The following is a 24,849-nucleotide window of genomic DNA, read 5'->3' as shown; positions in this document are numbered from 1 at the left end:
GACATGAAGCTGATCACCGCAATCGTCAAGCCGTTCACTCTCGAGGACGTGAAGACCGGACTCGAACAGGCCGGCGTACTCGGCATGACGGTCAGCGAGGTCCAGGGGTACGGACGACAGAAGGGCCACACCGAGGTCTACCGCGGTGCCGAGTACTCGGTCGATTTCGTGCCGAAGGTGCGCGTCGAGGTAGTCGTCGAGGACTCCACCGTCGACAAGGTCGTCGAGGTCATCGTGGAGGCCGCCCGCACCGGCAAGATCGGTGACGGAAAGGTCTGGGTCACACCGGTCGAATCGGTCGTCAGGGTTCGCACCGGGGAACGAGGTGGCGATGCGATCTGACCCTCAGGGGTCCGGATTCGACGGCCCTGATCCTGTCGCCCTCACGGCGACCGGGTCGGGGCCGTCCGGGTCTGACGGACCCGATACGAGCCGGCCGGGCGAGGCGCGTGATCTCGCACGGGCCCGCGAACAGCTGCTCGCGGGAAGCGCCCGGCAGCACCGCCTCGACGCCGCATCGCTGCGACACGTCCTGGTCGATCTGCACGAATTCTGGCTCACCACAAAAGGAAACGAACTCGGCATCCGGCCGGACTCCGGCTTCGCGATCGTCGCGGTCGGCGGTCTCGGCCGACGGGAGATGCTGCCCTACTCGGACCTCGACCTCATCCTGCTGCACGACGACGTCGACCCCGCTCGCGTCTCCCAGGTGGCCGATCAGCTGTGGTACCCGTTGTGGGACGCGCACATCAAGCTCGACCACAGTGTGCGAACCGTGCCGCAGGCGCTCCAGGTGGCGGCGGCCGACCTCACCGCCACTCTCGGCATGCTCGAGGCGCGGCACATCGTCGGCGACGTCGAGCTCAGCCACCTGCTGATCGGTGGCGTGCGCCGACAGTGGCGCACCGGAATCCGTTCGCGTTTCGACGAACTCGTCGATCAGGCACAGGCGCGATGGGCCCGCAGTGGTCAGATCGCGCACCGGGCCGAACCGGACATCAAGAACGGTCGCGGCGGCCTGCGCGATGTCCAACTCCTCAACGCCCTGTCCATTGCGCAACTCACCGACGGGATGCCGGGCCTCGGACCGGACACGCCCGGTGGCGGCCTGGCGCTGGCGCACCGTCGGCTCCTCGACGTCCGCACGGAACTGCACCGGGTGGCCGGACGCTCCCGAGACCAGTTGCGCGCCCAGGACGCCGACGAGATCGGGGCCGCGTTGCGGATCGGCGATCGGTTCGATCTGGCCCGCACGCTCAGCGACTGCGCCCGCACGATCGGCTATTCCGTTGACGTGGGACTGCGGACCGCGAACAACTCGCTGCCGCGGCGGGGCCTGTCGAAGCTGCGCCGGGTGCCGATGCGCCGACCCGTCGACGAGGGGGTCGTCGAGCAGTCGGGCGAACTCGTGCTGGCGCGTGATGCCCGGCCGAAGCGGGATCCGGGACTGGTGGTGCGGGTCGCGGCGGCGTCGGCCGTGAGCGGGCTGCCGATCTCGGCGTCGACGCTGGGCCGGTTGTCCGACAGCGCGCCCGAACTGCGTGAACCGTGGCCGAAGGGGGCGCTGAGCGACTTCCTGGTACTGCTGGGCTCCGGGCACCGGGCGGTCCCGACGATCGAGGCCCTCGATCGCACGGGCCTGTGGGGGCGGCTGATCCCCGAATGGGGGGCGGTGCGCGACCTGCCGCCGCGCGACGCCGTGCACACGTGGACGGTCGACCGGCACCTCGTCGAGACGGTGGCGCAGGCCGGGGCCCTGACGACCCGCGTCGCGCGCCCCGACCTGCTGATGCTCGGTGCGCTGCTGCACGACATCGGCAAGGGCCGCGGCGGCGACCACAGCGAGGTGGGGGCCGAACTGGCCGCGCAGATCGGGGCGCGGTTGGGGCTGTGGCCGTCCGACACCGCGCTGCTGACCGGGATGGTGCGCCACCATCTGCTGCTGCAGCAGACGGCGACCCGCCGCGACCTCGACGATCCCACGACCGTGCAGATGGTGGTGGACAAGCTCGGCGGCGACCCGGCACTGCTCGAACTGCTGCACGTGCTGGCCGAGGCGGATTCGCTCGCGACGGGTCCGGGCGTGTGGGGCGACTGGAAGTCGTCGCTCATCGGTGAGCTGGTGCGGCGTTGCCGGCTCGCGATGGCGGGGGAGCCGTTGCCGGTGCCCGATCCGATCGACCCGGAGCTGGTCGCACTGGCCGACGAGGGTGGGGTGCACGTCGCGCTCGTCCCGGGGAGCTCCGCGCACACGTACGTCGTGACGGTCGTCGCGCCCGACACGCCCGGCCTGCTGTCGCACGAGGCGGGGGTGCTGGCGCTGAACTCGCTGCGGGTGCTCTCGGCGTCGCTCGGTCACCACGGCGAGGCGGCGATCAACTCGTTCGTCGTGGCCCCGCGATTCGGCGCCCCGCCCCAGGCCGGTCTGCTGCGGCAGGAACTCATCCGGGCTGTCGGCGGCGAGGTCGACGTGCTCGACCAGCTCGACACCAAGGAACGGGAGGCCCGCGAGAACCAGGCGCTCGAGGACCGCACCGCCGCGGCCGTGCCCGTCCAGTACGCGCAGGCACCGCCGCGCGTGATCTGGTTCGACGCCGACACCTGTGCCACCGAACCGGGCCAGGCGATCGTGGAGGTGCGTGCCGAGGACCGGCTGGGCCTGCTCAGTCGACTGGCACGAGTCTTCGAGCGGCACGGCGCGGACGTGCGCTGGGCGAAGGTGAGCACGCTCGGCTCGTCGGTGGTGGACGCGTTCTGCATCCAACTGGCCGACGTCGACACCCGCGCGCAGCGGGAGCGCCTCGAACGGGCGATCCTGGCCGTCGTGCCGGCGCCGGAGCCGAAGAAGAAGGAGAGGGAGGCGTCTTCGGTCGACTCGACCGCCTGACGGCCGGTCTGTAAGTCCTCCGGCCAGGGTTGCCGCGCGGTCTCTCCCGATCGAACGGTTACCCTGGTCGGAGAATATTCATGGCCCGCAGCCAGACCGACAACAGAGCTCAGGAGCGCATTCGGTGTTCGAATCCCTTTCCGACCGGTTGACCGGAGCCCTCAAGGATCTGCGTGGCAAGGGTCGACTCTCCGGAGCCGACATCGACGCCACGTGCCGCGAGATCCGTCTCGCCCTCCTCGAGGCGGACGTTGCGCTCCCCGTCGTCCGCACCTTCATCGCGAAGATCAAGGAGCGCGCGAAGGGTGCCGAGGTCTCGGCTGCGCTCAACCCGGCGCAGCAGGTCGTCAAGATCGTCAACGAGGAGCTCGTCGGCATCCTCGGCGGTGAGACGCGGCGCCTGCAGTTCGCGAAGACGCCGCCGACCGTGATCATGCTGGCCGGTCTGCAGGGTTCCGGTAAGACCACCCTGGCCGGCAAGCTGGCCAAGTGGCTGAAGGACCAGGGCCACACCCCGCTGCTCGTCGCGTGCGACCTCCAGCGTCCGGGAGCCGTCAGTCAGCTGCAGATCGTCGGTGAGCGCGCGGGCGCCGCCGTGTTCGCGCCGCACCCCGGCACCTCCATCGGTGGCGGCGAGAACCCGCTCGGCATCTCGGCCGCCGACCCGGTCGACGTCGCGCGCGCCGGCGTCGAGGAGGCACGGAACAAGCAGTACGACGTGGTCATCGTCGACACCGCCGGCCGCCTCGGCATCGACGAGGAGCTGATGGCTCAGGCCGCGGGCATCCGCGACGCCGTCCAGCCCGACGAGACGATCTTCGTGCTCGACGCCATGATCGGTCAGGACGCGGTGCACACCGCGGAGGCGTTCAAGTCGGGTGTCGGCTTCACCGGCGTGGTGCTCACCAAGCTCGACGGCGACGCCCGCGGTGGTGCCGCGCTGAGCGTCCGTGAGATCACCGGTGAGCCGATCCTGTTCGCGTCGACCGGTGAGAAGCTCGAGGACTTCGACGTCTTCCACCCCGACCGCATGTCCAGCCGCATCCTCGGCATGGGCGACGTGCTCACGCTCATCGAGCAGGCCGAGCAGGTGTTCGACGCCCAGCAGGCCGAGGCCACCGCGGCGAAGATCGGCTCGGGCGAGCTGACCCTCGAGGACTTCCTCGAGCAGATGATGGCCGTGCGCAAGATGGGCCCGATCGGCAACCTGCTCGGCATGCTGCCGGGCGCCGGTCAGATGAAGGACGCGCTCGCCAACGTCGACGAGAAGCAGCTCGACCGCATCCAGGCGATCATCCGCGGCATGACGCCGGCGGAGCGTGAGAACCCGAAGATCATCAACGCGTCGCGCCGCCTGCGCATCGCGAACGGCTCGGGCGTCAAGGTCTCCGACGTCAACCAGCTCGTCGACCGCTTCTTCGAGGCCCGCAAGATGATGGCCGCGATGGCCGGCCGCATGGGCATGCCGGGCGCGCGCAAGCAGCTGCGCGGCAAGAAGGGCAAGAAGGGCAAGAAGGGCGGCAAGGGCCCGACGCAGCCGAAGATCAAGGGCGGTTTCCCCGGCGGCTTCCCCGGGATGCCCGGTGGCATGCCCGCCGGGTTCCCGGACTTGTCGAGCATGCCGAAGGGCCTCGACCAGCTACCTCCGGGACTCGAGGGCATCGACCTGTCGCAGCTCAAGCTCCCCAAGAAGTAGGCCGGAGTGACGTCCTTCCACCTGCGGGGCACCGGCCTGCCCGACGAGCAGCCGTTCGAGCTGTGGATCGTCGACGGGAAGATCTCCCACGAGCCGGTGCCCGGTGCGCAGACACTGTGCACCGAGGGCTGGATCCTGCCCGGCCTCGTCGACGCGCACTGTCACATCGGGATTCGCTACGGCGGCGGCGCCGAGGACCTCGACGGGGCGCTGGCGCAGGCCCGGATCGAGCGCGACGCCGGCGTCCTGCTGGTCCGTGACGCCGGGTCGCCGGTCGACACCCGCTCGCTCGACGCCGTTGCGGGCCTGCCTCGGATCATCCGCGCCGGTCGGCACATTGCCGCACCCAAGCGCTACATCCGCGGGCTGCCGGTGGATCTCGAGGACGAGTCGCAGCTGCCCGACGAGGTGGTACGCCAGGCGCGCGCCGGTGACGGCTGGGTGAAGCTGGTGGGGGACTGGATCGACCGCGAGGTCGGCGACCTCGCGCCGCTGTGGAGCGACGGAATCCTGGTCGACGCGATCGAGGCGGCGCACCGTGAGGGCGCCCGTGTGACCGCGCACGTGTTCGGCGAGGACGCGCTGCCCGGGCTCATCGCCGCCGGCATCGACTGCATCGAACACGGCACCGGTCTGACCGACACCACCATCGCGATGATGGCCGAGCGCGGTACCGCACTGGTGCCGACGCTGATCAACATCGACAACTTCCCGGAGATCGCCGACGGCGCCACCCGGTTCCCGGTGTACGCGGCGCACATGCGTGACCTGTACGCGCGGGTGAACGACACCATCGGCGCCGCCCGCGACGCCGGCATCCCGATCTACGCGGGCACCGACGCCGGCGGCCACGTCCGGCACGGCCGGATCGCCGACGAGGTCGCGTCGCTCGGCAAGGTCGGCATGACGCCCACCGAGGCCCTCGGCGCCGCGTGCTGGAACGCGCAGACCTGGCTCGGTGGCGGCGGCCTCGCGGCCGGTGCCTCGCCGGATCTCGTTGTGTACGAACAGGATCCGCGTACCGGTCCCGGAGTGCTTGCGGAGCCGTCGCTGGTGATGGTGGGCGGCCAGGTCGTCACGGCCCGGGGCTCGTTCGCCTGACGGGGCGCGGCGTCAGTCGCCGAGTTGCTGCATGAGCGACAGCAGGTTCGCCACGCCCCAGTGCTCCACGATCCTGCCGGCGCGCACCCGCATCGCGTCGACGGTCTCGAACTCGACCGCGCGCCCGGTGGGGGCGACGCCCATGAACGCGCCCCGGTGCGTGCCGCGGTACGTCGTGTAGGTCGTCACGAGGTCGCCGTCCACCGACTGCCAGTGGATCTCGGCGTGGAAGTCCGGGAACGCGGCCCGCAGCGACTGGTACAGCAGCCTGGTGCCGGCCTTGTCGGGTGCGATGCCGGGCTGGGGTGTGTGATCGACGTAGTCGTCGGCGAACAGCTCGTCGAACACGGCGAAGTCGCCGCCGTCCTGCACCTCCTCGGCAGTCCGGCGCACCACAGCCTTCGCGGCCTCGCCGTCCGCCGGGGACGTCTCGCGTCGAATGGTCACGGCGGCAACGGGCGTTATCGAGTGTCGCCCGTTCGATGACGACGCCCGGCGGGCGATGCTCGCTGCGAGCAGCGGGATCTCGCGCCGGTTGTGGTCGCTGCACGCGGCGTGGCACGCCGCCGCCGCGTCCTCGAAGGTGATGCCGTGGTGGTCGAGGAAGGCGAAGTAGTCCCCGGTGGGAATCACCGCGATCCGGTCGGTGACCGTGCAGCGGCCGTCGTCGGTGGGCTCGGCCCGCAGTTCCCAGATCACCTCGACCGTTGTCCGGCCCTCGGCAGCGACGGCCTCCGACGTCGAGACCAGCCGGCAATGGTGCGGTTCGGTGACCTCACCGACGAAGCGGTGGATCAGCACGGCGTCGCCGAACGTCTCCACACCGATCGCCAGGGGGTGCCCGTCCTCGCCGGTGCCGACACCGGCCGTGATGTGGTCCGGGGGACAGCACCGTCGGTACTCCGCCTCGGAGAGCGAGAATAACCACTCGCCGATATCGACCCTGTCGGCGGCCACGTCGACGACATGGGTGTAGGTCGAGTCCGAGAGAACACGTGTGGACACCGTCGTCCCCCTGCCTGCCGCGGAATCGGGGTCACGGCGGTGTAGCGGCCGCGACACTCCCGAACGCTATCCGGACGAACGGATCGGCCGTTCGCAAGTGGCAGGAATGGTTGCAGCATCGACACCAGGCGGCGTGCCCTGCTGCAGGGCTGCACGGCCCGCGTCGGCGGTCGGTGCCGGTTTCTCTGTACGCTGCCTGTCATGGCACGGATCCGGTCGATGCTCGCGGGGAAGCTGAATGTTGTTCAGCTCACGTGGGTCGCCGTGCTGACATTGGTGATCGCGACGACGTCCGCCGGTGACGGTCCGGCCGCGATCGCCGGCACCGCGGTCGCGATCGCCGTGGTTCTGGCTGTCGGCGGGCGCGGTTCGCTGTCCCAGCTGCACCTGCTGACGGCACCCGCAGTCGGACCACCTCGCGAGGAACGGCATCTGCGCGGCGCGTTCCGCCGCCAGAGCGCTCCGAATACTCCCGGCCGTCCCCGTCGCCCCCGCGCACCCGGACAGGTGTCGACCGCCGCGTAGCTCCCCGCTGTGCGGCGCGCCCGTCACCCCTGTCCACCTGCGCCCCTAGCGACTGACCGTCGCGGCGCATTCACCATCCGCACGATGCGTGTCGTCGCGTCGTGCGTCGAAGAGGTGCTCGATGCTCGATTTCATCTACTACCCGGTGTCCGCGATCCTGTGGTTCTGGCACAAGGCGTTCGGCTCGATATTCGGTCCGGACAACGGCTTCGCGTGGGCGCTGGCGGTGGTGTTCTTGGTGTTCACCCTGCGCCTGCTGCTGCTCGGGCCCGCGATCCGGCAGATACGCACAAGCCTCCAGATGCGGGAACTGCAACCGCAGATCAAGTCCTTGCAGAAGAAGTACGCCGGCGACCGCCAACGCATGGCGCTCGAGATGCAGAAGCTTCAGAAGGAACATGGCTTCAACCCGCTGATGGGCTGCCTGCCGATGCTGGTGCAGACGCCGGTGTTCATCGGTCTTTACCACGTCCTGCGGTCGTTCAACCGCACCGGAACCGGTGCGGGCCAACTCGGAATGACCCCTGAAGCCAACGCGCACACCGCGAACTATGTCTTCAGCGCCGCCGACGTGCAGTCGTTCCTCAACGCGCGATTGTTCGGTGCGCCGATCTCGGCAGCGATCACCACACCGGAAAGCACGCTGGCGTCGTTCGCGGCCCACGGAGGTGTCCCGACCGTTGCCACGATCGCGGCTGTGGCGATCCCGTTGATGGTGGTCGCCGCCGTCGCCACCCACTTCAACGCACGAGCGTCGGTGGCGCGGCAGAGTCCGGACGCGGCAGCGGGCCCTCAGGCGGCGATGATGAACAAGCTCATGCTGTGGGTCTTCCCGCTGGGAGTCCTCGTCGGTGGACCGTTCCTGATGATCGCGATCCTGCTGTACTGGGTCAGCAACAACGTCTGGACGTACGTGCAGCAGCACGTCGTGTTCGCCCGCATCGACCGCGAAGTGGCCGCCAAGGAACTCGTACTCGCGCAGCACCGGCAAGCCCGCGCGCCCAAGCCCGGTGCCCGGCCCACGGTGAACCGGAAGATGCCCGGACCGAGATCCTGATCCGCCCGCGGCAACGCAGAGAAACAAGCACGCATGCTTGCTTAGTCGGGTCGGTCCGCTTACAGTGACGCAAGCTCGACGGATGTGACCCCCGTCACGACGCCTGTCTCGGACGGTCGTCCGTCGCTCTCCCGACGACTGATCGGAATACGTGATGGACACAGGAATTGGCACGGGATCGACGATTCCCGCGACGCTCGCCGCCCGGGTCGCGGCCGCACCCGAATCGACGTTCGTCCACTTCGGTGGCGCGGCGATCAGCTATGCCGAGATCGACGAGCGGTCGGACCGCGTCGCCACCGGCTGGTTGCGTCTGGGTCTCGGCCACGGCGACCGCATCGCGATCGCCGCGACGAACTCGCCGGACTGGATCGTCGCGCACCTTGCTGCCGCGAAGATCGGGGCGGTGCTGGTCACCCTCAACGTCGTCTACCGTGAGCGCGAGTTCGTCCACATGCTCACGCAGTCGGGCGCCCGGGCCCTGATCTGCGATGCCGAGTCGAACGGATTCGAGTTCGGCCCCTTTCTCGACCGGCTTCGCCCCGACATCCCGACGGTCGAGCATCTGGTCTTCCTCGACGGCGACGGGTCCTCGGGGCAGTCGCGGTGGACGGACCTCGCGGCCACCGAGCCCGAACCGGCGTTGCTGGCCCGCGCCGCCGAGGCCGTCCGGCCCACCGATCCGGCGGTGATCCTCTACACCTCCGGAACTACCGGGACTCCCAAGGGGGCCACCATCACTCACGCCAGCCTGCTTGCGTCGGCTGCCGCGCAGGCGGACCGGTTCGAGCAGTCGGCCACGGACGTGATCCTCGGCGTCATGCCGTTCAACCACGTCGGGGGATTGACCTGCACGTTGGGGTCGACCCTCGTCACCGGGGGCGCGATCGCGCTGCTGCCGAGGTTCCATCCGGACCTGGTGGTGGACGTGATGGCGGGCACCGGGGTGACGATGTTCGTCGGCGTCCCGACCATGTACAAGATGGTGCTCGGTGCGGACGCCATCGCGGGCGTGGACATGTCGAGCGTGCGCCTGTGCGTGGTCGGTGGGTCCAACCTCGAACCGGCCCTGGCCGAGCAGGTCGCGGCGAGATTCGACGGCGTCCGGATCGCGAATCTCTACGGTATGTCCGAGACGTCCGGTGCCTGCGTCATCTCGCCGTTGGGTGACTCTCTGGAGACGGTCGGTCGCAGCATCGGGACCACGACCGGCGACTTCGAGGGCCGCATCGTCGACGACAGGAACACCCCGCTCGCCCCGCGGGAGGTCGGTGAGCTGCAGGTCCGCGGCCGGTGCGTAGCCGCGGGCTACTGGAGGCTGCCCGACGAGTCGGCCGCGACCTTCCTCGCCGACGGCTGGCTCGCGACGGGCGACGTCGCGTCCATGTCCGAGGATGGGCACGTCACCCTGCTCGGCCGCCGGAAGGAGATGTACGTGCGCGGCGGATACAACGTCTACCCGGCGGAGGTCGAGAACGTGCTTGCCGCGGACCCGACGGTCGCGCTGTGCGCGGTGATCGGGGTGCCGGACGAGACCTTCGGTGAGACCGGGTACGCCTTCGTGGTGCCCGCGCCCGGTGCCGCTCTCGACCCCGAGCGGCTGCTCGAGCGGTGTCGGCGCACCCTGGCGGAGTACAAGGTGCCCGACCGGGTCGAGGTCGTCGACGGCCTGCCGATGACTCCGGCCGGCAAGATCCGGAAGGTCGCGCTGACGCCGCGGACCTGACCGGGCAGGGTCCCCCCAGCCCGAACTTCCGCGTCCGGCCGGCTCCGCACGCCGTCCAGGTAGAGGATCGGTATTCGGCTGAAACATGTTGTGCCGCCGACGATGTCGTGGCCGACTCCAGATCAGCCCCATCGAATTGTTCTGGGTCTCGTCAACGTCGGGCTGCAAGCGACCTCACGTGCGATGGTGGTCTGACGCAGGGGACCCGCTCGGCCGGGACCGCACCCCTCCGAGTTCCTCGAGCCCAGCCCGCCGTCGGGCGAAAGTGGTCCGGTCGCTGGCGAACAAGCTGGGGCTGCGTGTGAGAACGCATTCGTGACCGCCGAGAACGAGAGAGCCTGATCCATCGCGGCCTCTCGACGAACTCTAGCGATCGAGCGGTGCTTCGAGCGCGACGTGGGGTTCCCAGCGATAGCACCACGCGGACAGTGGTTGGCCGGATTCGTCGAGCTCGGGGCCGACCCGGGCATAGACCTCGTTCGCGGAGGTCGTGATTGTCGGCGGCAGAGGAATCGAAACGTCCTTGGAGTCGCCATGGTGCGGTCCGCCGTAGAGCCATACCGTGACGACAGTTCGAGCGGAACGTGGCTGGTCATCCACGGGCTCGATGGTATCGGAGACCTGCATCTGCCCGGACAAGACCCGAGATGCTCGCGGGATCGAGGTCACGCCCTCGTCCGAGTTCGTGACCTCGATCGCCGCAGTTCATGGCACTGCCACTGGTGCGCGAGGGGGGACTTGAACCCCCACGTCCTGAGACACTGGAACCTAAATCCAGCGCGTCTGCCAATTCCGCCACTCGCGCGAGCGATGCCAGCCTACGCCACCGGTGGCCGGTCCGGATCCGCAGGATCGGCCACCGGGGAACGTGGGGTGATTCGACTACGCGGACAACGACTTCGGTGCCCGATCGCGGGTGCGGTGGTACCGCCAGACCGCGCCCAGCAATGCGGCCGGATCGACGCCGGCGGTGTCGGCCGCGGCGCCGAGCAGATCCAGGGCCTCCGTCTCCATCGTCGCCGAGTCCCCCAGGTCGAGGGCGTCCGCGACGAACTCGTGCACCGCGTCGAGGGCTCTGGGGCCGACCAGTCCCAGGCGCAGCACGAACGTCTCCCAGGTGGCGGCACCGAGTCCCGGTACCGCGGTGATCGCGTCCCACGCGGTGCGGCCGTCGCCGATCCGGTTGCTGCCCCCGATCCCGGCCTCGACGAGCGTCGCGGCGGCACGGGCCGCGGCCTCGGCCTTGGTGGTGTAGTTGCCCGGCACACGTTGACGGTTGTCGAGGATCGTGGCGAGCCGGTCGGGCGCGTCGACGAAGGTGGCCAGCGTCGTCAGGTCGTCCAATGGCGTGTCGCGGTGCGTGCGCCAATTCCCCACCACGCGACGGACGCCGGACGTCGGCGTGCCGTAGGTGGCTCGGGCCGAGAAGACAGCGTCGAGCAGGGCTGCTTCTGCCTCACCCGGCCACCCCGGCGGCCAGTGGGACCGATCGTGTGGCAGGACGTCGTCGACGAACGCGGCGAGTGTGCGGACCTCCGGTGTACTCATGGTTCCCCCCAGTTGTGCGGTTGTCGGGCGCACGCTAACCGGCAGCTACGACAACGCGTTCCGACCGGACCGCACGTCTGGACCCCGTCGTCAAGTGGGTCACGAAATGATAACAATCAACGTGAGGGTTTCCTCAGGTTTGTGGACGTCCACGCATGGCGTGTGACCCGCGGATACGTGGTCTACTCGCGAGTCACTTGAGCGGCATCCTGTGGCCAATGTCACTCGATACTCGCTGGTAGGAAAGGTGGGTGTAACCAAACGTGAGGCTTCCCTCATGATTTTGTGCCAACCTTGACGAGCCCGAATCCGCTGTATTCCCAGCGCGTTCGAGGGGTGCCGTGGATGTCGAGGGACATTGCGCGTCAACTCTGCCGAGGGCGGCCGACCACGACCTACCTCCCGTCAGGGAACCAGGAGAGGACTCAACTCCAGTGACGATTGACGACACTGCAGGAAACGGACGAACCTCGAAGGAGCGCAGCCGGTTCGGTGCCGATCGGTCTCCGGCCCGATCCGCCGCGCAGGGACCGCTCGTGGACCGCCTCCGCGCCGGCGAGCCGTACGCGCTGGCCTTCGGCGGCCAGGGCGCGCCGTGGCTGAGCGCACTCGCCGAGCTCACCCGGGACAGCGGCCTCGAGCCGACCCTCACGGAACTGGTGAACGAGGCTTCCGCGATTCTCGAACCGGTGGCCCAGGACCTGCTCGTCGTGCGCCCGGTCGGCTTCGACCCGATCGCATGGATCCTCGAGCAGGAACTCGCGGAGGACGAAGACAGTGCCAAGGCGGCCGGCCCGTCCGCGGCCGCGCTGACCTCCGCCGCGGTCTCGCTGCCCGGCGTGTTCCTCACCCAGCTCGCCGCACTGCGTGCGCTGCAGCAGCAGGGCCTCGATCCCGCCGTCACCGCGCCGGTCGCGACGATCGGTCACTCGCAGGGCCTGATCGCCGCCGCCGCGGTCGCCGGGGCCGGCGCCGCCGACGGCGCGCTGCTCGCGACCGCCCAGCTCATCGGTGCGGCCGCCGGACTGGTGGGGCGCCGACGCGGCATCCTCGCCACCGCCGACCGCTCGCCGATGCTCGCCGTCTCCAACGTCGACCCCGAGCGCCTCGCGGCGATCGTGGCCGAGCTGGCCGAGGGCATCGACGCGGACCGCTCGGCCGTCATGGCGATCCGCAACGGCCGCCGTCGTGTCGTGCTGTCCGGTCCGCCCGCCCAGCTGGCTCGCGTGCAGCAGCGCTGCGAGCAGATCGCGGCCGACGAGGCCCGTGCCCGTGACGCCAAGACCCGTGGCGGCGCGGTGTTCTCGCCCGTCTTCGAGTCGCTGTCCGTCGAGGTCGGGTTCCACCACCCGGCCCTGAACGAGGCCGTCGAGATCATCGGCGGCTGGGCCGCCCGCTGTGGCCTCGACGCCGACCAGGTGCGCGAGCTCGCGCAGGCCGTGCTCGTCGATCCCGTCGACTGGGTCGAGGAGGTCGAGGGCGCGATCTCCTCCGGCGCCGCCTGGATCCTCGACCTGGGCCCCGGTGACCTGCTCACCCGCATGACCTCCACCGGCCTGCGCGGTCAGGGCGTCGGCATCGTCGCCGCCTCCACCCGCGCCGGCCACCGCAACCTGCTCACCCCCGGTGCCGCACCCGAGGTGCCGCGCGCGTGGACCGAGTTCGCGCCCAAGGCGGTTGCGCTGCCCGACGGCCGCGTCGCCGTCGAGACCGCGTTCACGCGACTGACCGGACGTTCGCCGATCCTGCTCGCGGGCATGACCCCCACGACCGTCGATCCCAAGATCGTCGCCGCAGCGGCCAACGCCGGCCACTGGGCCGAGCTGGCCGGTGGCGGTCAGGTCACCGAGCAGATCTTCGCCGACCACGTCGAGGAGCTGAAGGGCCTGCTCGAGCCGGGTCGCGCCGTCCAGTTCAACTCGATGTTCCTCGATCCGTACCTGTGGAAGCTGCACGTGGGTGGCAAGCGCCTGGTGCCGCGTGCGCGTGCCGCGGGCGCCCCGTTCGACGGCGTCGTCGTCACCGCCGGCATCCCCGAGCTCGAGGAAGCCGTCACGATCATCGACGAGCTGACCGAGGCCGGCTTCAGCTACGTCGCGTTCAAGCCGGGCACCGTCGCGCAGATCCGTTCCGTGATCCGCATCGCGAACGAGGTGCCGGACTACCCGGTCATCGTGCACATCGAGGGCGGCCGCGCCGGCGGTCACCACTCGTGGGAGGACCTCGACGACCTGCTGCTCGACACCTACGCCGAGCTGCGCACCCGCGAGAACCTGGTGCTGTGCGTCGGCGGCGGCATCGGCACCCCGGAGCGGGCCGCCGACTACCTGACCGGCCGCTGGTCCACCGCGTACGGCTTCCCGGCGATGCCGCTCGACGGCATCCTCGTCGGCACCGCCGCGATGGCGACGCTCGAGGCCACCACCTCGGCCGACGTCAAGCAGATGCTCGTCGACACCCCCGGCACCCCCGACTGGGTCGGGGCGGGCACCGCGGAGGGTGGCATGGCCTCCGGCCGCAGCCAGCTGGGCGCCGACATCCACGAGATCGACAACGCGGCGTCGCGCACCGGCCGCCTGCTCGACGAGGTCGCCGGTGACGCGGAGGCCGTCGCGGCCCGCCGCGACGAGATCATCGCCGCGCTCGACGTGACCGCCAAGCCGTACTTCGGCGACGTCGCGACCATGACCTACCAGCAGTGGCTGCGCCGCTACCTGGAACTGGCCGTGGGGGTCGACTCCCCGCAGGCGTTCGACTGCGGTGGCGACGTGCAGGACGCGATTGCCGATGCGACGCAGTCGGTGTGGCTGGACGTCTCGTGGCGAGACCGCTTCGGCGAGATGCTGCAGCGCGCCGAGGCCCGCCTGCACCGCAACGACCGCGGCCCCATCCAGACCCTGTTCGCCGACCCGGCGACGCTCGACCGGCCGTTCGCGGCGCTATGCGCGCTCGAGGCCGCGTACCCCGACTACGCCACCACCGTCCTGCACCCGGCCGACGTGCCGTTCTTCGTCGCGCTGTGCAAGATGCCCGGCAAGCCGGTGAACTTCGTACCCGTCGTCGACGGCGACGTGCGCCGCTGGTGGCGCTCCGACTCGCTGTGGCAGGCGCACGATCCGCGCTACACGGCCGACCAGGTGTGCATCATCCCCGGCACCGTCGCGGTCGCCGGCATCACCCGCGTCGACGAGCCCGTCGGCGAGCTGCTGGACCGTTTCGAGAAGGCCACCGCCGACGAACTGGTCGCGGCCGGCGCCACCCCGACGCCCGTCGCGGGTCGTCGCCACGGCGGCTTCGGCACCGGACTGCTCGACGCCGTCCTCACCGCCCCCGACGTGCGCTGGGCCGCCCGCCTGACGCAGAACCCGGTCCGTCGTCTCGGTGCCGTCGCCGAGTGGACCATCGAGTCCGACACCGTCGCGAGCCACGACAAGACCGGCGCACGCCTGGTCGTCGCCGATGCCGAGCACGTCGACCTCACGGTGCCGCTCGCGCTGGGCAAGGCCGTCGAGATCCGGATCACCGTGCCCGCCACCGTCCGTGACGGCGGCGCGCCGGTCATCACCGAGGCCGACGCCGAGGCGTCGATGTCGGCCCTGCTCGGTGTCGCTGCCGGACAGGAGCTTCCGCCGGTCAAGAACGGTGCCGCGCACGTCAACCTGGCGTGGACCCCGGACCTGATCGCCGATCACGCCGGTGTCACCGGTGTCGGCCTGCCCGAGACCGTGAGCACCAGCGGCAAGGCCGTGCCCGACGTCGTCGTCGGCGCCTGCTGGCCCGCCGTTTTCGCGGTGCTCGGCGCCGCGACCACCACCGAGGGCGTCCACGTCATCGAGGGCATGCTCGACCTGGTCCACCTCGACCACGCCGTCGAGTTGGTCGGCGAACTGCCCACGGAGACCAGCATTCTCGTGGTCCGTGCCGAGGCCGGCGAGGTCGTCGACACCGACATGGGTCGCGTCGTCGAGGTGCGCGTCCAGCTGGGCGCGATGCTCGGCGAGGGCCTCGAGGCTCCCGCCGTCGCGACGCTCACCGAGCGCTTCGCGATCCGCGGTCGCACCGGCAAGGGCGAGCTGGCGGATCCGGCCCGGGCCGGCGGCTCGCTGAGCGCCGATGTCGCCGAGACCCCGCGTCGTCGTCGCCGTGACCTGAAGATGGTCGCGCCGCGCAACATGGCCGCGTTCGCCCGCGTCTCGGGCGACCACAACCCGATCCACACCTCCGACGCCGCGGCGTTGCTCGCGGGCCTCGGCAGCCCGATCGTCCACGGCATGTGGCTGTCGGCCGCGGCCCAGCAGGCCGTGATCGCGATCGATCCCGAGTCGAAGACCCCGGCACGCCGACTGACCGCGTGGACCGCGCGCTTCCTCGGCATGGTCCGCCCCGGCGCCGAGATCGACGTCCGCGTCGACCGCGTCGCCACCGATCGCGGTGACGAGATCGTCGAGGTCGGCTGCCGCGTCGACGGCGACCTGGTGATGGTCGCGACGGGTCGCACCGCCGCCCCGAAGACCGTCTACGCCTTCCCGGGCCAGGGCATCCAGCGTCCGGGCATGGGCCTCGACGCCCGCTCGCGCAGCAAGGCCGCCCGCGAGATCTGGGAGCGCGCCGACAAGCACACCCGCGAGGCGCTCGGCTTCTCGATCCTCGCGGTCGTCCGCGACAACCCGACGCTGGTCAAGGCGCGGGGCGTCGAGCACCGGCACCCGGACGGTGTGCTGCACCTGACCCAGTTCACCCAGGTCGCGATGGCGACCCTCGGTGTCGCTCAGGTCGCCGAACTCCGCGAGGCCGGCGCCTTCGTCGAGGGCTCCTACCTGGCCGGTCACTCGGTCGGCGAGTACAACGCCCTCACCGCGGTCGCCGGCGTGCTGCCGCTCGAGGCGCTGCTCGAGGTCGTCTTCCAGCGTGGTTCGGCGATGCACGAGCTGGTGCCGCGTGACGGTGCGGGCCGCAGCGACTACCGCATGGCCGCGATCCGTCCGTCGCAGATCGGCGTCGCCGACGACGAGCTGCAGGCGTTCGTGGGTGGCGTCGCCGACGCGACCGGGGAATTCCTCCAGATCGTCAACCTCAACCTCAAGGGTTCGCAGTACGCGATCGCCGGCACGGTCAAGGGCCTCGAGGCGCTCGAGCGTGAGATCGACATCCGCCGTGAGGCTTTCGGCGGCAAGCGCGCGTTCATCCTGGTGCCGGGCATCGACGTCCCGTTCCACTCGACGGTGCTGCGCGGCGGCGTCGACGACTTCCGTGCCAAGCTCGACGAGCTGCTGCCGCACGACATCGACCCGTCGCTGCTGATCGGGCGTTACATCCCGAACCTGGTGCCCAAGCTGTTCAACCTGGGCCGCGACTTCGTCCAGGAGATCGCCGACCTGGTGCCGTCCGAGCAGCTGCAGGCCGTGCTCGCCGACTTCGACGGTTGGAGCGAGCGTCCCGTCGCGCTGACCCGCGTCGTGCTCATCGAGCTGCTGGCCTGGCAGTTCGCGAGCCCGGTCCGCTGGATCGAGACGCAGGACCTGCTGTTCACGGACGAGGACCACGGCGGACTGGGTGTCGAGCGCTTCGTCGAGATCGGTCTGGGCGCCACCCCGACCGTCGCGAACCTCGCGGCGCAGACGCTGAAGCTGGACGAGCACGCGAATACCAAGGTCGAGGTGCTCAACATCGAGCGCGAGGCGTCGGTCGTCTACAGCACCGACGTCGACCCGGCGCCCGTCGAAGAAGATCCTGCGGACGACTCCGCTGAGGCACCCGCCGCACCGGTTGCGGCCGCGCCCGCACCCGCTGCCGCCCCGGCCGCGCCGGCCGGTGGCCCGCGCCCGGACGACATCGCGTTCAAGGCCGCCGACGCCACCAAGGTGCTCATCGCGCTGTGGACGAAGCTGCGCCCGGACCAGATCGGCCCCGCCGACACCATCGAGGCGCTGTGCGACGGCGTGTCGTCGCGCCGCAACCAGCTCCTCGTCGACCTCGGCGCCGAGCTGTCCCTCGGTGCGATCGACGGTGCCGCCGACGCCGACATGGGCTCGCTGGCCGTCACGGTCGACCGCCTGGCTCGCACCTACAAGCCGTTCGGCCCGGTGCTGACCGATTCGATCAACGACCACCTTCGCAAGGTGTTCGGTCCGTCCGGCAAGCGTCCGGCCGCCATCGCGGATCGCGTCAAGAAGGTCTGGGAACTCGGCGACGGCTGGGCCCACCACGTGACCGCCGAGGTCGCGCTCGGCACCCGTGACGGCTCCAGCGTCCGCGGTGGCGCCATGGGCGGGCTGCACGAGGGCACGATCGCCGACGGTGCCGCGGTCGACGCGCTCGTCGACGCCGCCGTCCAGTCCGTCGCGTCGCGTCGCGGGGTCACAGTCTCGATGCCGGCGGCCGGTGGCGGTGCCGGTGGCACCGTCGACGCGGCCGCGCTCGGTGAGTTCACCGAGCACATCACCGGACGCAACGGCGTGCTGGCTTCGGCTGCGCGCCTGGTGCTCGAGCAGCTCGGCTTCAGCGAGTCCGCTGCTGCCGCCGTCGCTGCCGAGGACACCGCCCTCGTCGACCTCGTCTCGGCCGAGCTGGGCTCCGACTGGCCGCGCCTGGTCGCTCCCGCGTTCGATGCCAAGAAGGCCGTCCTGGTCGACGACCGCTGGGCCACCGCACGCGAGGACCTGGCCCGCGCCTGGACCGGCGAGGTCGACATCACCGTCGAGCGTTTCGACGGCGCCGGCGCCGCCGTGGCCGCCCACGCGCAGTGGTGGCAGCAGCGGGCGACCGAGTCCGGACGCATCACCCTCGCCGAGGTCTACGGCCGCATCGCGCAGGTCGCGGTCGCGCCGATCGACGAGACCGGCCAGTACACCGGTGAGATCGCGGTCGTCACGGGCGCCAGCAAGGGCTCGATCGCCGCGTCCGTGGCGGGCAAGCTCCTCGGCGGCGGCGCGACGGTCGTCGTGACCACGTCGCGTCTGGACAGCGAGCGCCTCGGCTTCTACCGCAAGCTCTACAGCGAGAACGCGCGCGCCGGTGCGGCCCTGTGGGTCGTGCCCGCCAACATGGCGTCGTACGCCGATGTGGACGCGCTCATCGACTGGGTCGGCTCGGTGCAGACCGAGACCGCCGGCGGTGCGAAGAAGCTGATCAAGGAGGCGATGACGCCGACGATGCTGTTCCCGTTCGCCGCGCCGCGCGTGGCCGGCGAGCTCTCCGACGCCGGCGCCCGCGCCGAGATGGAGATGCGGGTGCTGCTGTGGTCGGTGGAGCGCCTGATCGGCGGCCTGTCGAAGATCGGCTACGACAGCGACGTCGACACCCACCTGCACGTCGTGCTGCCCGGCTCCCCGAACCGTGGTCTGTTCGGCGGTGACGGCGCCTACGGCGAGTCCAAGGCCGCGCTCGACGCGATCGTCGGCCGCTGGTCGGCCGAGCGCACGTGGGCCGAGCGGGTCACCCTCGTCCACGCGCTGATCGGTTGGGTGCGCGGCACCGGCCTCATGGGCGGCAACGACCCGATGGTCGAGGCGGTCGAGGCCAAGGGCGTGCGCACGTGGTCCACCGACGAGATGGCCACCGAGCTGCTGACCTCGTGCACCGCCGACGCCAAGCGCGCCGCCGCGCAGGCTCCGCGTCTGGTGGATCTCACCGGCGGTCTCGCCGAGGTCGACCTGGACCTTCCGGCGCTCGCGAAGGAGGCGGCCGAGGCCGCCGAGAACGCGGCCAAGGCCGGGGACGAGTCGGCGAAGGACGCGAATTCCATTGCGGCCCTGCCCGCCCCGCCGCGTCCTGTGGTCGCCCCGGCGGTGTCCTCCTGGCCCGAACTGGACGTCGATCCGGCCGACCTGGTCGTCATCGTCGGCGCCGGCGAGCTCGGACCGTACGGCTCCGCGCGGACCCGCTTCGAGATGGAGGTCGACGAGCAGCTCTCGGCGGCCGGCGTGCTCGAGCTGGCGTGGAACACCGGGCTGGTCGTGTGGGAGAACGACCCCAAGCCGGGCTGGTACGACGCCGAGACCGGTGAGCTGGTGCCGGAGGAGGAGATCGCCGACCGCTACCACGACACCGTCGTCGAGCGCTGCGGCATCCGCACCTACGGCGACGAGGGCGCCATGGTCGACAACACGGCGCCGCTGCTGACGTCGGTGTTCATCGACAAGGACCTGTCCTTCGTCGTCGGCTCCGAGGCCGAGGCCCGCGCGTTCGTGGACTCGGACCCGGAGAACACGGTCGCCGCGGTCGACCCGGAGAGCGGCGACTGGACCGTCACCCGCAAGGCCGGCACCGAGATCCGCGTGCCGCGCAAGGTGAAGCTGACCCGCACGGTCGGCGGCCAGATCCCGACCGGATTCGACGTCACCAAGTGGGGCATCCCCGCCGACATGGCCGGCTCCGTGGACCGGGTGGGCCTGTGGAACATCGTCACCACCGTCGACGCGTTCCTCACCGGTGGCTTCACCCCGTCCGAGCTGCTGCGTTGGGTGCACCCGGCGTTCGTCGCCAACACCCAGGGCACCGGCATGGGCGGCATGACGTCGATGCGCTCGCTCTACATCGACACGCTGCTCGGCGAGTCCCGCGCGAACGACATCCTGCAGGAGGCCCTGCCGAACGTCATCGCCGCACACGTTGTGCAGTCGTACGTCGGTGGCTACGGCGCGATGGTGCACCCGGTCGCGGCGTGCGCCACGGCCGCGGTCTCCGTCGAGGAAGGCGTCGACAAGATCAAGCTCGGCAAGGCCAAGCTGGTCGTCTCCGGCGGCTTCGACGACCTCGGCATCGAGGGCATCGTCGGCTTCGGTGACATGTCGGCGACCGCGAAGTCGGACGAGATGTCCGCCAAGGGCATCGACGACAGGCGCTTCTCGCGGGCCAACGACCGTCGTCGCGGCGGCTTCGTCGAGTCGGCCGGTGGCGGCACCATCCTGCTGGCGCGCGGCGACCTGGCCCTCGAGATGGGCCTGCCGGTCCTCGGTGTGGTCGCGTGGGCGGGTTCGTTCGCCGACGGCGTGCACACCTCGATCCCGGCTCCCGGCATCGGTGCCCTCGGCGCCGGACGCGGTGGCCAGGACTCGCAGCTGGCGCTGTCGCTCAACGCGCTCGGCATCACCGCCGACGACATCTCGGTCGTCTCCAAGCACGACACCTCGACCGCGGCGAACGACCCGAACGAGGCCGAGCTGCACGAGCGTCTGGCCGCGTCGCTGGGCCGCAGCGACGGCGCCCCGCTGTTCGTGATCTCGCAGAAGTCGCTCACCGGTCACGCCAAGGGCGGTGCGGCGGCGTTCCAGCTGATCGGCCTGTGCCAGGTCCTCAGCCAGGGCGTGATCCCGCCGAACCGCAGCCTCGACTGCGTCGACGACAAGATGGCGGAGTTCTCGCACCTCGTGTGGCCGCGCACGCCGCTGCGCTTCGGCGAGCAGTTCCCGCTCAAGGCCGGCCTGCTGACCAGCCTCGGCTTCGGTCACGTGTCGGGCCTGATCGCGATCGTGCACCCGCAGGCGTTCGTCGAGTCGATCCCGGCCGAGCAGCGCGAGGCCTACCTGGCGCAGGCGCAGCAGCGCACCGTCGACGGTCAGCGTCGACTGGCCGCGGCGATGTGCGGCGGCGACAGCCTCTACGAGCGTCCGGCCGACCGCCGCTTCGGCGGAGATTCGGTGCCGGCCAAGGCTGCCCGCCAGCTCGAGGCCGACATGCTCCTCACCGAGGATGCGCGCCTGGGCACCGACGACGTGTACCGCACCGGAAAGCCGGGGTGCCAGTAGTGGCAGTTCTCGGAATCGGCTTCGATGTCGTCACGATCTCGGAGTTCGCGGAGCAGATGAAGCGTCCCGGCACGGCGATGCTGTCGAGCTTCCGGCCTGCCGAGCGTCGGTACTGCGAGTCCCGCAGCACCGACCCGGCGCGGCACTACGCGGTCCGGTGGGCCGCGAAGGAAGCGGTGATCAAGGCGTGGGCGGCCTCGCGGTTCGCCCGGCCGCCGGCCGTGGGCGACAACGCCTACGTGCTGGTCGAGGTGGTCAACGACGCGTGGGGGCGCCCCACCATCAAGCTGCACGGCGAGGCCGCCGAGTTCCTGCCGAGCGCGAAGATCCACCTGTCGCTGACCCACGACGGCGACGTCGCGGGCGCGATGGTGGTGATCGAAGAACCTGACCCGATCCAGCCCATCGGCTGATCGAGCACGGAAAAAACACGAGGCCGGTCGACGGACACAATCCGTCGGCCGGCCTCGTTCGTTCGTGCGGTGCCGCGTATCCCGCCGAAGGTGACGTCACCGACCCCGAATCGGCGTAGAACAGTGAGAGGGGTTGGTACTGCGTTGCCAGACGCCGCCCGAAGACGTTCGAGAGCCGTTCGACATCCGCGAGACGACGACGGAAGGGGACGTGACATGCGCGATTCGACACCGAGGAGCCGAAAGGGTGGCCCGGGCGGCGTGGTCAGAGCCGCCGTCGCGCTGGCGTTCGGCGCAGTTCTACTCGTGGCAGCGGCGGGCTGCGGTTCGTCGGACGACAACTCGTCGGGCACATCCACACCGACGACCACGATGTCGGGAACGGCCGCGATGTCCGGTGACGAGAAGGCGGCAGGCGACGCGTTCGTCGCGTTCTTCTCGGGCAGCACGCCCGGTGACCAGAAGGTCATGCTTGTCCAGAACGGCCAGGAGTTCGCCGACGTCATCAACGCGCAGGCGGCGTCGCCCCTCGCGCAGGGTACGACCGCGACGGTCACGAAGGTCGACCTCGACGCGCCCGGCCACGCCACCGTCGTCTACACGGTGTCGGCGAACGGACAACCGGTCCTCGCCGACCAGATGGGGGAGGCGGTGAACGTGGACGGTCAGTGGAAGGTGGCCCAGGCGACGTTCTGCGACCTGCTGACCCTCCAGGGCAACCCGCCGCCGGTGTGCGGACAGCCCACGACATCGCCCGCCGCCCCCAGCTGAGTTCGCCATGGGGCCCGGCGTCGCTGCACGTTCGGGCACGGCGCCGGGACAGCGCGCCGCGCTCGCCACCGTGTGCGCGGTGCTGTTCCTGACGTTCCTCGACACCACGATCGTCAGCGTCACCCTGGGCAGCGTGCAGTCCGACCTGCACGCCGGCGTGGTGTCGCTGCAGTGGGTCGTCAACGCGTACACACTGGTGTTCGCGAGTCTGATGCTCACGGCCGGCTCGCTCGGCGACCGGTGGGGCCGAAAACGCGTCATGGTCGCCGGCATCGCGATCTTCTGCGTCGGCTCGGTGGTCTCCGCAGCCGCCGGGACGGTGGCCCTGCTCATCGTGGGGCGGGCGGTCATGGGCGTCGGCGCGGCTGCGTCGGAGCCGGGCACCCTGTCGGTGATCCGGCACGTGTTCCCCGACCGGAGCGAGCGGGCACGGGCTCTCGGTGTGTGGTCGGGGGTATCGGGGCTCGCGCTGGCGCTCGGTCCGGTCGTCGGAGGAATCCTGGTCGGCACCTACAACTGGCGCGCGGTCTTCTGGTTCAACCTCGTCCTCGGCGTCGTGTTGCTGGTCGCGGCCGTGCGTTTCGTCCCCGAGAGCGCCGACCCGCAGCCCGGTCCCCTCGATCTCGCCGGCTTCGTGCTGGGCTCGACCTTCCTGGGATGCGTGATCTACGCCGGGATCTCGGGCGAGAACGTCGGCTACGACGCGCCGTCGGTCGTGGCTCTGTTCGTCGTCGGCGCGGTGGCACTCGTCGCGTTCGTCGTCGTGGAGTTGCGCGTGCGGAACCCGATGCTCGACTTCCGCTATCTGCGCCCGCCGATGGTGCGCAGCGCGCTCATCGTGGCGTTCACGGTGTATTTCGGGGTGTTCTCGATCTTCTTCTTCACGGCGCTGTATCTCGAAGAGGTGTACGCGTACTCGGGGCTGCACGCGGCCGCGATGTTCGCGCCGATGGCCGTGGCGATCGTGGTGGGTTCGGTGCTGTGCGGATTGTGGGTGGCGCGCAGTTCGGCCGCCGTGCCGATGCTCGTCGGCTGCGTGGTCGGGGCAATCGGCATCCTGCTCACCCGCGCGGCACTGAGCGGTGACCCCTCCTTCCTGCCGCTTGCGACGGCGCTCGCCGTCGCGGGCATTGGGTTCGGGGTCGCGGTGGTGCCGTTGACGTCTGCCGTCCTGTCCGGTGTCCCGGCCGCGCACTCGGGCATGGCGGCAGCGGCGACCAACACGATGCGCCAGATCGGCGCGGTCGTCGGTGTCGCCGCGCTGGGATCACTCGTCAACGCGCACATGACATCCGATCTCACCGGCCGGCTCAACGACCTGAACATCCCGGCGAACTTCCAGGCCATCGTCATCGACGCCATCAAGACCGGTGCGGTGCCGGCCGGCGGCGACCAGCAGGCGTCGTCGGCCTACGGGCCGATCGTCGACCAGGTCATCGACGCCACCTACCGGGCGTTCCACGCGGGACTCGACACCGCGCTGCTGGTCTCGGCGATCATGATCTTCGTCGCGGCCGGGATCACGGCCGTGGCGGCGGTACGGGCCCGCGGCACCACCCGCGGCGGCTACGACGACGTCGCGGAGGTGCCGGTCCGCGGCCGCTGATCCCGCCGTGGTCGAATCGTCCTCACTTGGAACGGGATTCCTTCTCCGCCACCAGCAGGTAGGCGACCATGAGCCGCTTGAGTTCGGCGACCGCGTCGTCGTGGCTCTGGCCGTCCTGGACCGAGAAGTTGAGCATCGAGTACACGACGTGGACGAGGACCTCTGCCATCATCTTGCGACGCTCGCGCGGCGTGTGCGGGGTGAGCGGCGCCAGCATGCGGGAGACCTGCTCGGCGAACTCCTTCTCGTGGATCACCCCGGTCGCGCGGGTGGACGGCGTCGACTGCATCGCCAGCCACACCTCGCGCCGGGACGGATCCGACGTCCACAGCCCGGCCATGTGGTCGACGAACTTGTTGAGGAAGCGCAGCCAGTCCAACGACGGCACCTCGCCGTCGAACGCCTCGAGTTCCTGCTGCACCCCGACCAGGTCCTGGCGGTTGAGTTCGCACACGATCACGTACTTGTTGGCGAAGAACTGGTACAGGGTGCCGATCGGGACGTCGGCGCGGGCCGCGACCTCCTCGCACGTGAACGATTCGAAGCCGACGTCGACCAGCAGTTCGCGGGACGCGGCGAGAAGCGCGTCGAACTTGCGACGGCTCCGTTCCTGTGTCGGGCGCCGCCGGGGCATCAGCTCCTGGGGGTCGCTATCGACCTCCAGCGCGGGGTCCGCCCTGCGGGGCAGACGGCGGCTGGTAGTGGACTCCACGAGCACAGGTTATAGGTCTTTCGCGCCGGATTCGACGAAGTTCCCGTTCTGGTGTT

15 protein-coding genes and 1 tRNA gene are annotated in these 24,849 nt (G+C 70.3%); 11 read left to right on the top strand and 5 right to left on the bottom strand.

Annotated elements, in window-relative coordinates; all coding sequences use genetic code 11:
• Positions 1–3 precede the first annotated feature (3 nt).
• From ABTV10_RS16660 to ABTV10_RS16645, 4 genes are all read left to right on the top strand, one after another.
• Complete coding sequence (locus tag ABTV10_RS16660) at positions 4–342, top strand: P-II family nitrogen regulator (RefSeq protein WP_280762606.1); 339 nt, start codon at positions 4–6, stop codon at positions 340–342.
• Positions 332–2,887, top strand: coding sequence for a [protein-PII] uridylyltransferase (locus tag ABTV10_RS16655; protein WP_499028620.1), 2,556 nt, complete (start codon positions 332–334; stop codon positions 2,885–2,887). Before ABTV10_RS16660 ends, ABTV10_RS16655 begins: the two co-directional genes overlap by 11 nt.
• Before the next feature lie 124 nt (positions 2,888–3,011).
• Positions 3,012–4,583: a signal recognition particle protein gene (ffh, locus tag ABTV10_RS16650; RefSeq protein ID WP_499028617.1), complete on the top strand. Its 1,572-nt coding sequence runs from the start codon at positions 3,012–3,014 to the stop codon at positions 4,581–4,583.
• Between the two features lie 6 nt (positions 4,584–4,589).
• Positions 4,590–5,684 (top strand): amidohydrolase family protein, encoded by a 1,095-nt coding sequence (locus ABTV10_RS16645; RefSeq protein WP_499028615.1) that lies wholly within the window; start codon positions 4,590–4,592, stop codon positions 5,682–5,684.
• Between the two features lie 12 nt (positions 5,685–5,696).
• On the opposite strand, the gene ABTV10_RS16640 is transcribed toward ABTV10_RS16645, so the two are convergent.
• Entirely contained in the window at positions 5,697–6,689 is a 993-nt protein-coding gene (locus ABTV10_RS16640) for an ester cyclase (protein WP_499028613.1), read from the bottom strand.
• Between the two features lie 201 nt (positions 6,690–6,890).
• On the opposite strand from ABTV10_RS16640, the gene ABTV10_RS16635 reads away from it, so the two are divergent.
• The 3 genes from ABTV10_RS16635 (at position 6,891) to ABTV10_RS16625 (ending at position 9,997) form a co-directional block, all read left to right on the top strand.
• Positions 6,891–7,214, top strand: a complete 324-nt coding sequence (locus tag ABTV10_RS16635; protein WP_499028611.1) for a DUF6412 domain-containing protein — start codon at positions 6,891–6,893, stop codon at positions 7,212–7,214.
• 121 nt (positions 7,215–7,335) lie between these two features.
• Positions 7,336–8,271 (top strand): membrane protein insertase YidC, encoded by a 936-nt coding sequence (yidC, locus tag ABTV10_RS16630; RefSeq protein WP_499028609.1) that lies wholly within the window; start codon positions 7,336–7,338, stop codon positions 8,269–8,271.
• Between the two features lie 154 nt (positions 8,272–8,425).
• Entirely contained in the window at positions 8,426–9,997 is a 1,572-nt protein-coding gene (locus ABTV10_RS16625; protein ID WP_499028608.1) for a class I adenylate-forming enzyme family protein, read from the top strand.
• 366 nt (positions 9,998–10,363) lie between these two features.
• Here the strand turns inward: ABTV10_RS16625 and ABTV10_RS16620 are convergent, their stop codons facing one another.
• The 3 genes from ABTV10_RS16620 to ABTV10_RS16610 form a co-directional block, all read right to left on the bottom strand.
• Positions 10,364–10,636, bottom strand: coding sequence for a hypothetical protein (locus ABTV10_RS16620; RefSeq protein WP_499028606.1), 273 nt, complete (start codon positions 10,634–10,636; stop codon positions 10,364–10,366).
• An 81-nt stretch (positions 10,637–10,717) separates the two neighbouring features.
• Positions 10,718–10,802: transfer RNA gene (locus tag ABTV10_RS16615), tRNA-Leu, on the bottom strand.
• 77 nt (positions 10,803–10,879) lie between these two features.
• On the bottom strand, positions 10,880–11,545 hold the full coding sequence (locus tag ABTV10_RS16610; RefSeq protein WP_499028604.1) for a DUF8548 family protein: 666 nt from the start codon (positions 11,543–11,545) through the stop codon (positions 10,880–10,882).
• Between the two features lie 434 nt (positions 11,546–11,979).
• Between ABTV10_RS16610 and ABTV10_RS16605 the strand changes: the two genes are divergently transcribed.
• The 4 genes from ABTV10_RS16605 (at position 11,980) to ABTV10_RS16590 (ending at position 24,081) form a co-directional block, all read left to right on the top strand.
• Positions 11,980–21,291, top strand: a complete 9,312-nt coding sequence (locus tag ABTV10_RS16605; protein ID WP_499028602.1) for a fatty acid synthase subunit beta domain-containing protein — start codon at positions 11,980–11,982, stop codon at positions 21,289–21,291.
• Positions 21,291–21,704, top strand: a complete 414-nt coding sequence (acpS, locus tag ABTV10_RS16600) for a holo-ACP synthase AcpS (protein WP_127914271.1) — start codon at positions 21,291–21,293, stop codon at positions 21,702–21,704. The genes ABTV10_RS16605 and acpS overlap by 1 nt, the downstream gene beginning before the upstream one ends.
• A gap of 216 nt (positions 21,705–21,920) precedes the next feature.
• Positions 21,921–22,475, top strand: coding sequence for an MTB12 C-terminal domain-containing protein (locus ABTV10_RS16595; RefSeq protein WP_499028600.1), 555 nt, complete (start codon positions 21,921–21,923; stop codon positions 22,473–22,475).
• 7 nt (positions 22,476–22,482) lie between these two features.
• Entirely contained in the window at positions 22,483–24,081 is a 1,599-nt protein-coding gene (locus ABTV10_RS16590) for an MFS transporter (RefSeq protein ID WP_499028598.1), read from the top strand.
• Between the two features lie 22 nt (positions 24,082–24,103).
• Here ABTV10_RS16590 and ABTV10_RS16585 read toward each other — a convergent pair whose 3' ends face one another.
• Positions 24,104–24,793: a TetR/AcrR family transcriptional regulator gene (locus tag ABTV10_RS16585; protein ID WP_499028596.1), complete on the bottom strand. Its 690-nt coding sequence runs from the start codon at positions 24,791–24,793 to the stop codon at positions 24,104–24,106.
• Positions 24,794–24,849 lie beyond the last annotated feature (56 nt).

The organism is Paraburkholderia sp. RHO2 (assembly GCF_050955445.1).
Classification (GTDB): domain Bacteria; phylum Actinomycetota; class Actinomycetes; order Mycobacteriales; family Mycobacteriaceae; genus Prescottella; species Prescottella agglutinans_A.
Note: the sequence above shows the minus strand (reverse complement) of the source record. Positions and strands in the feature narration are given on the sequence as shown.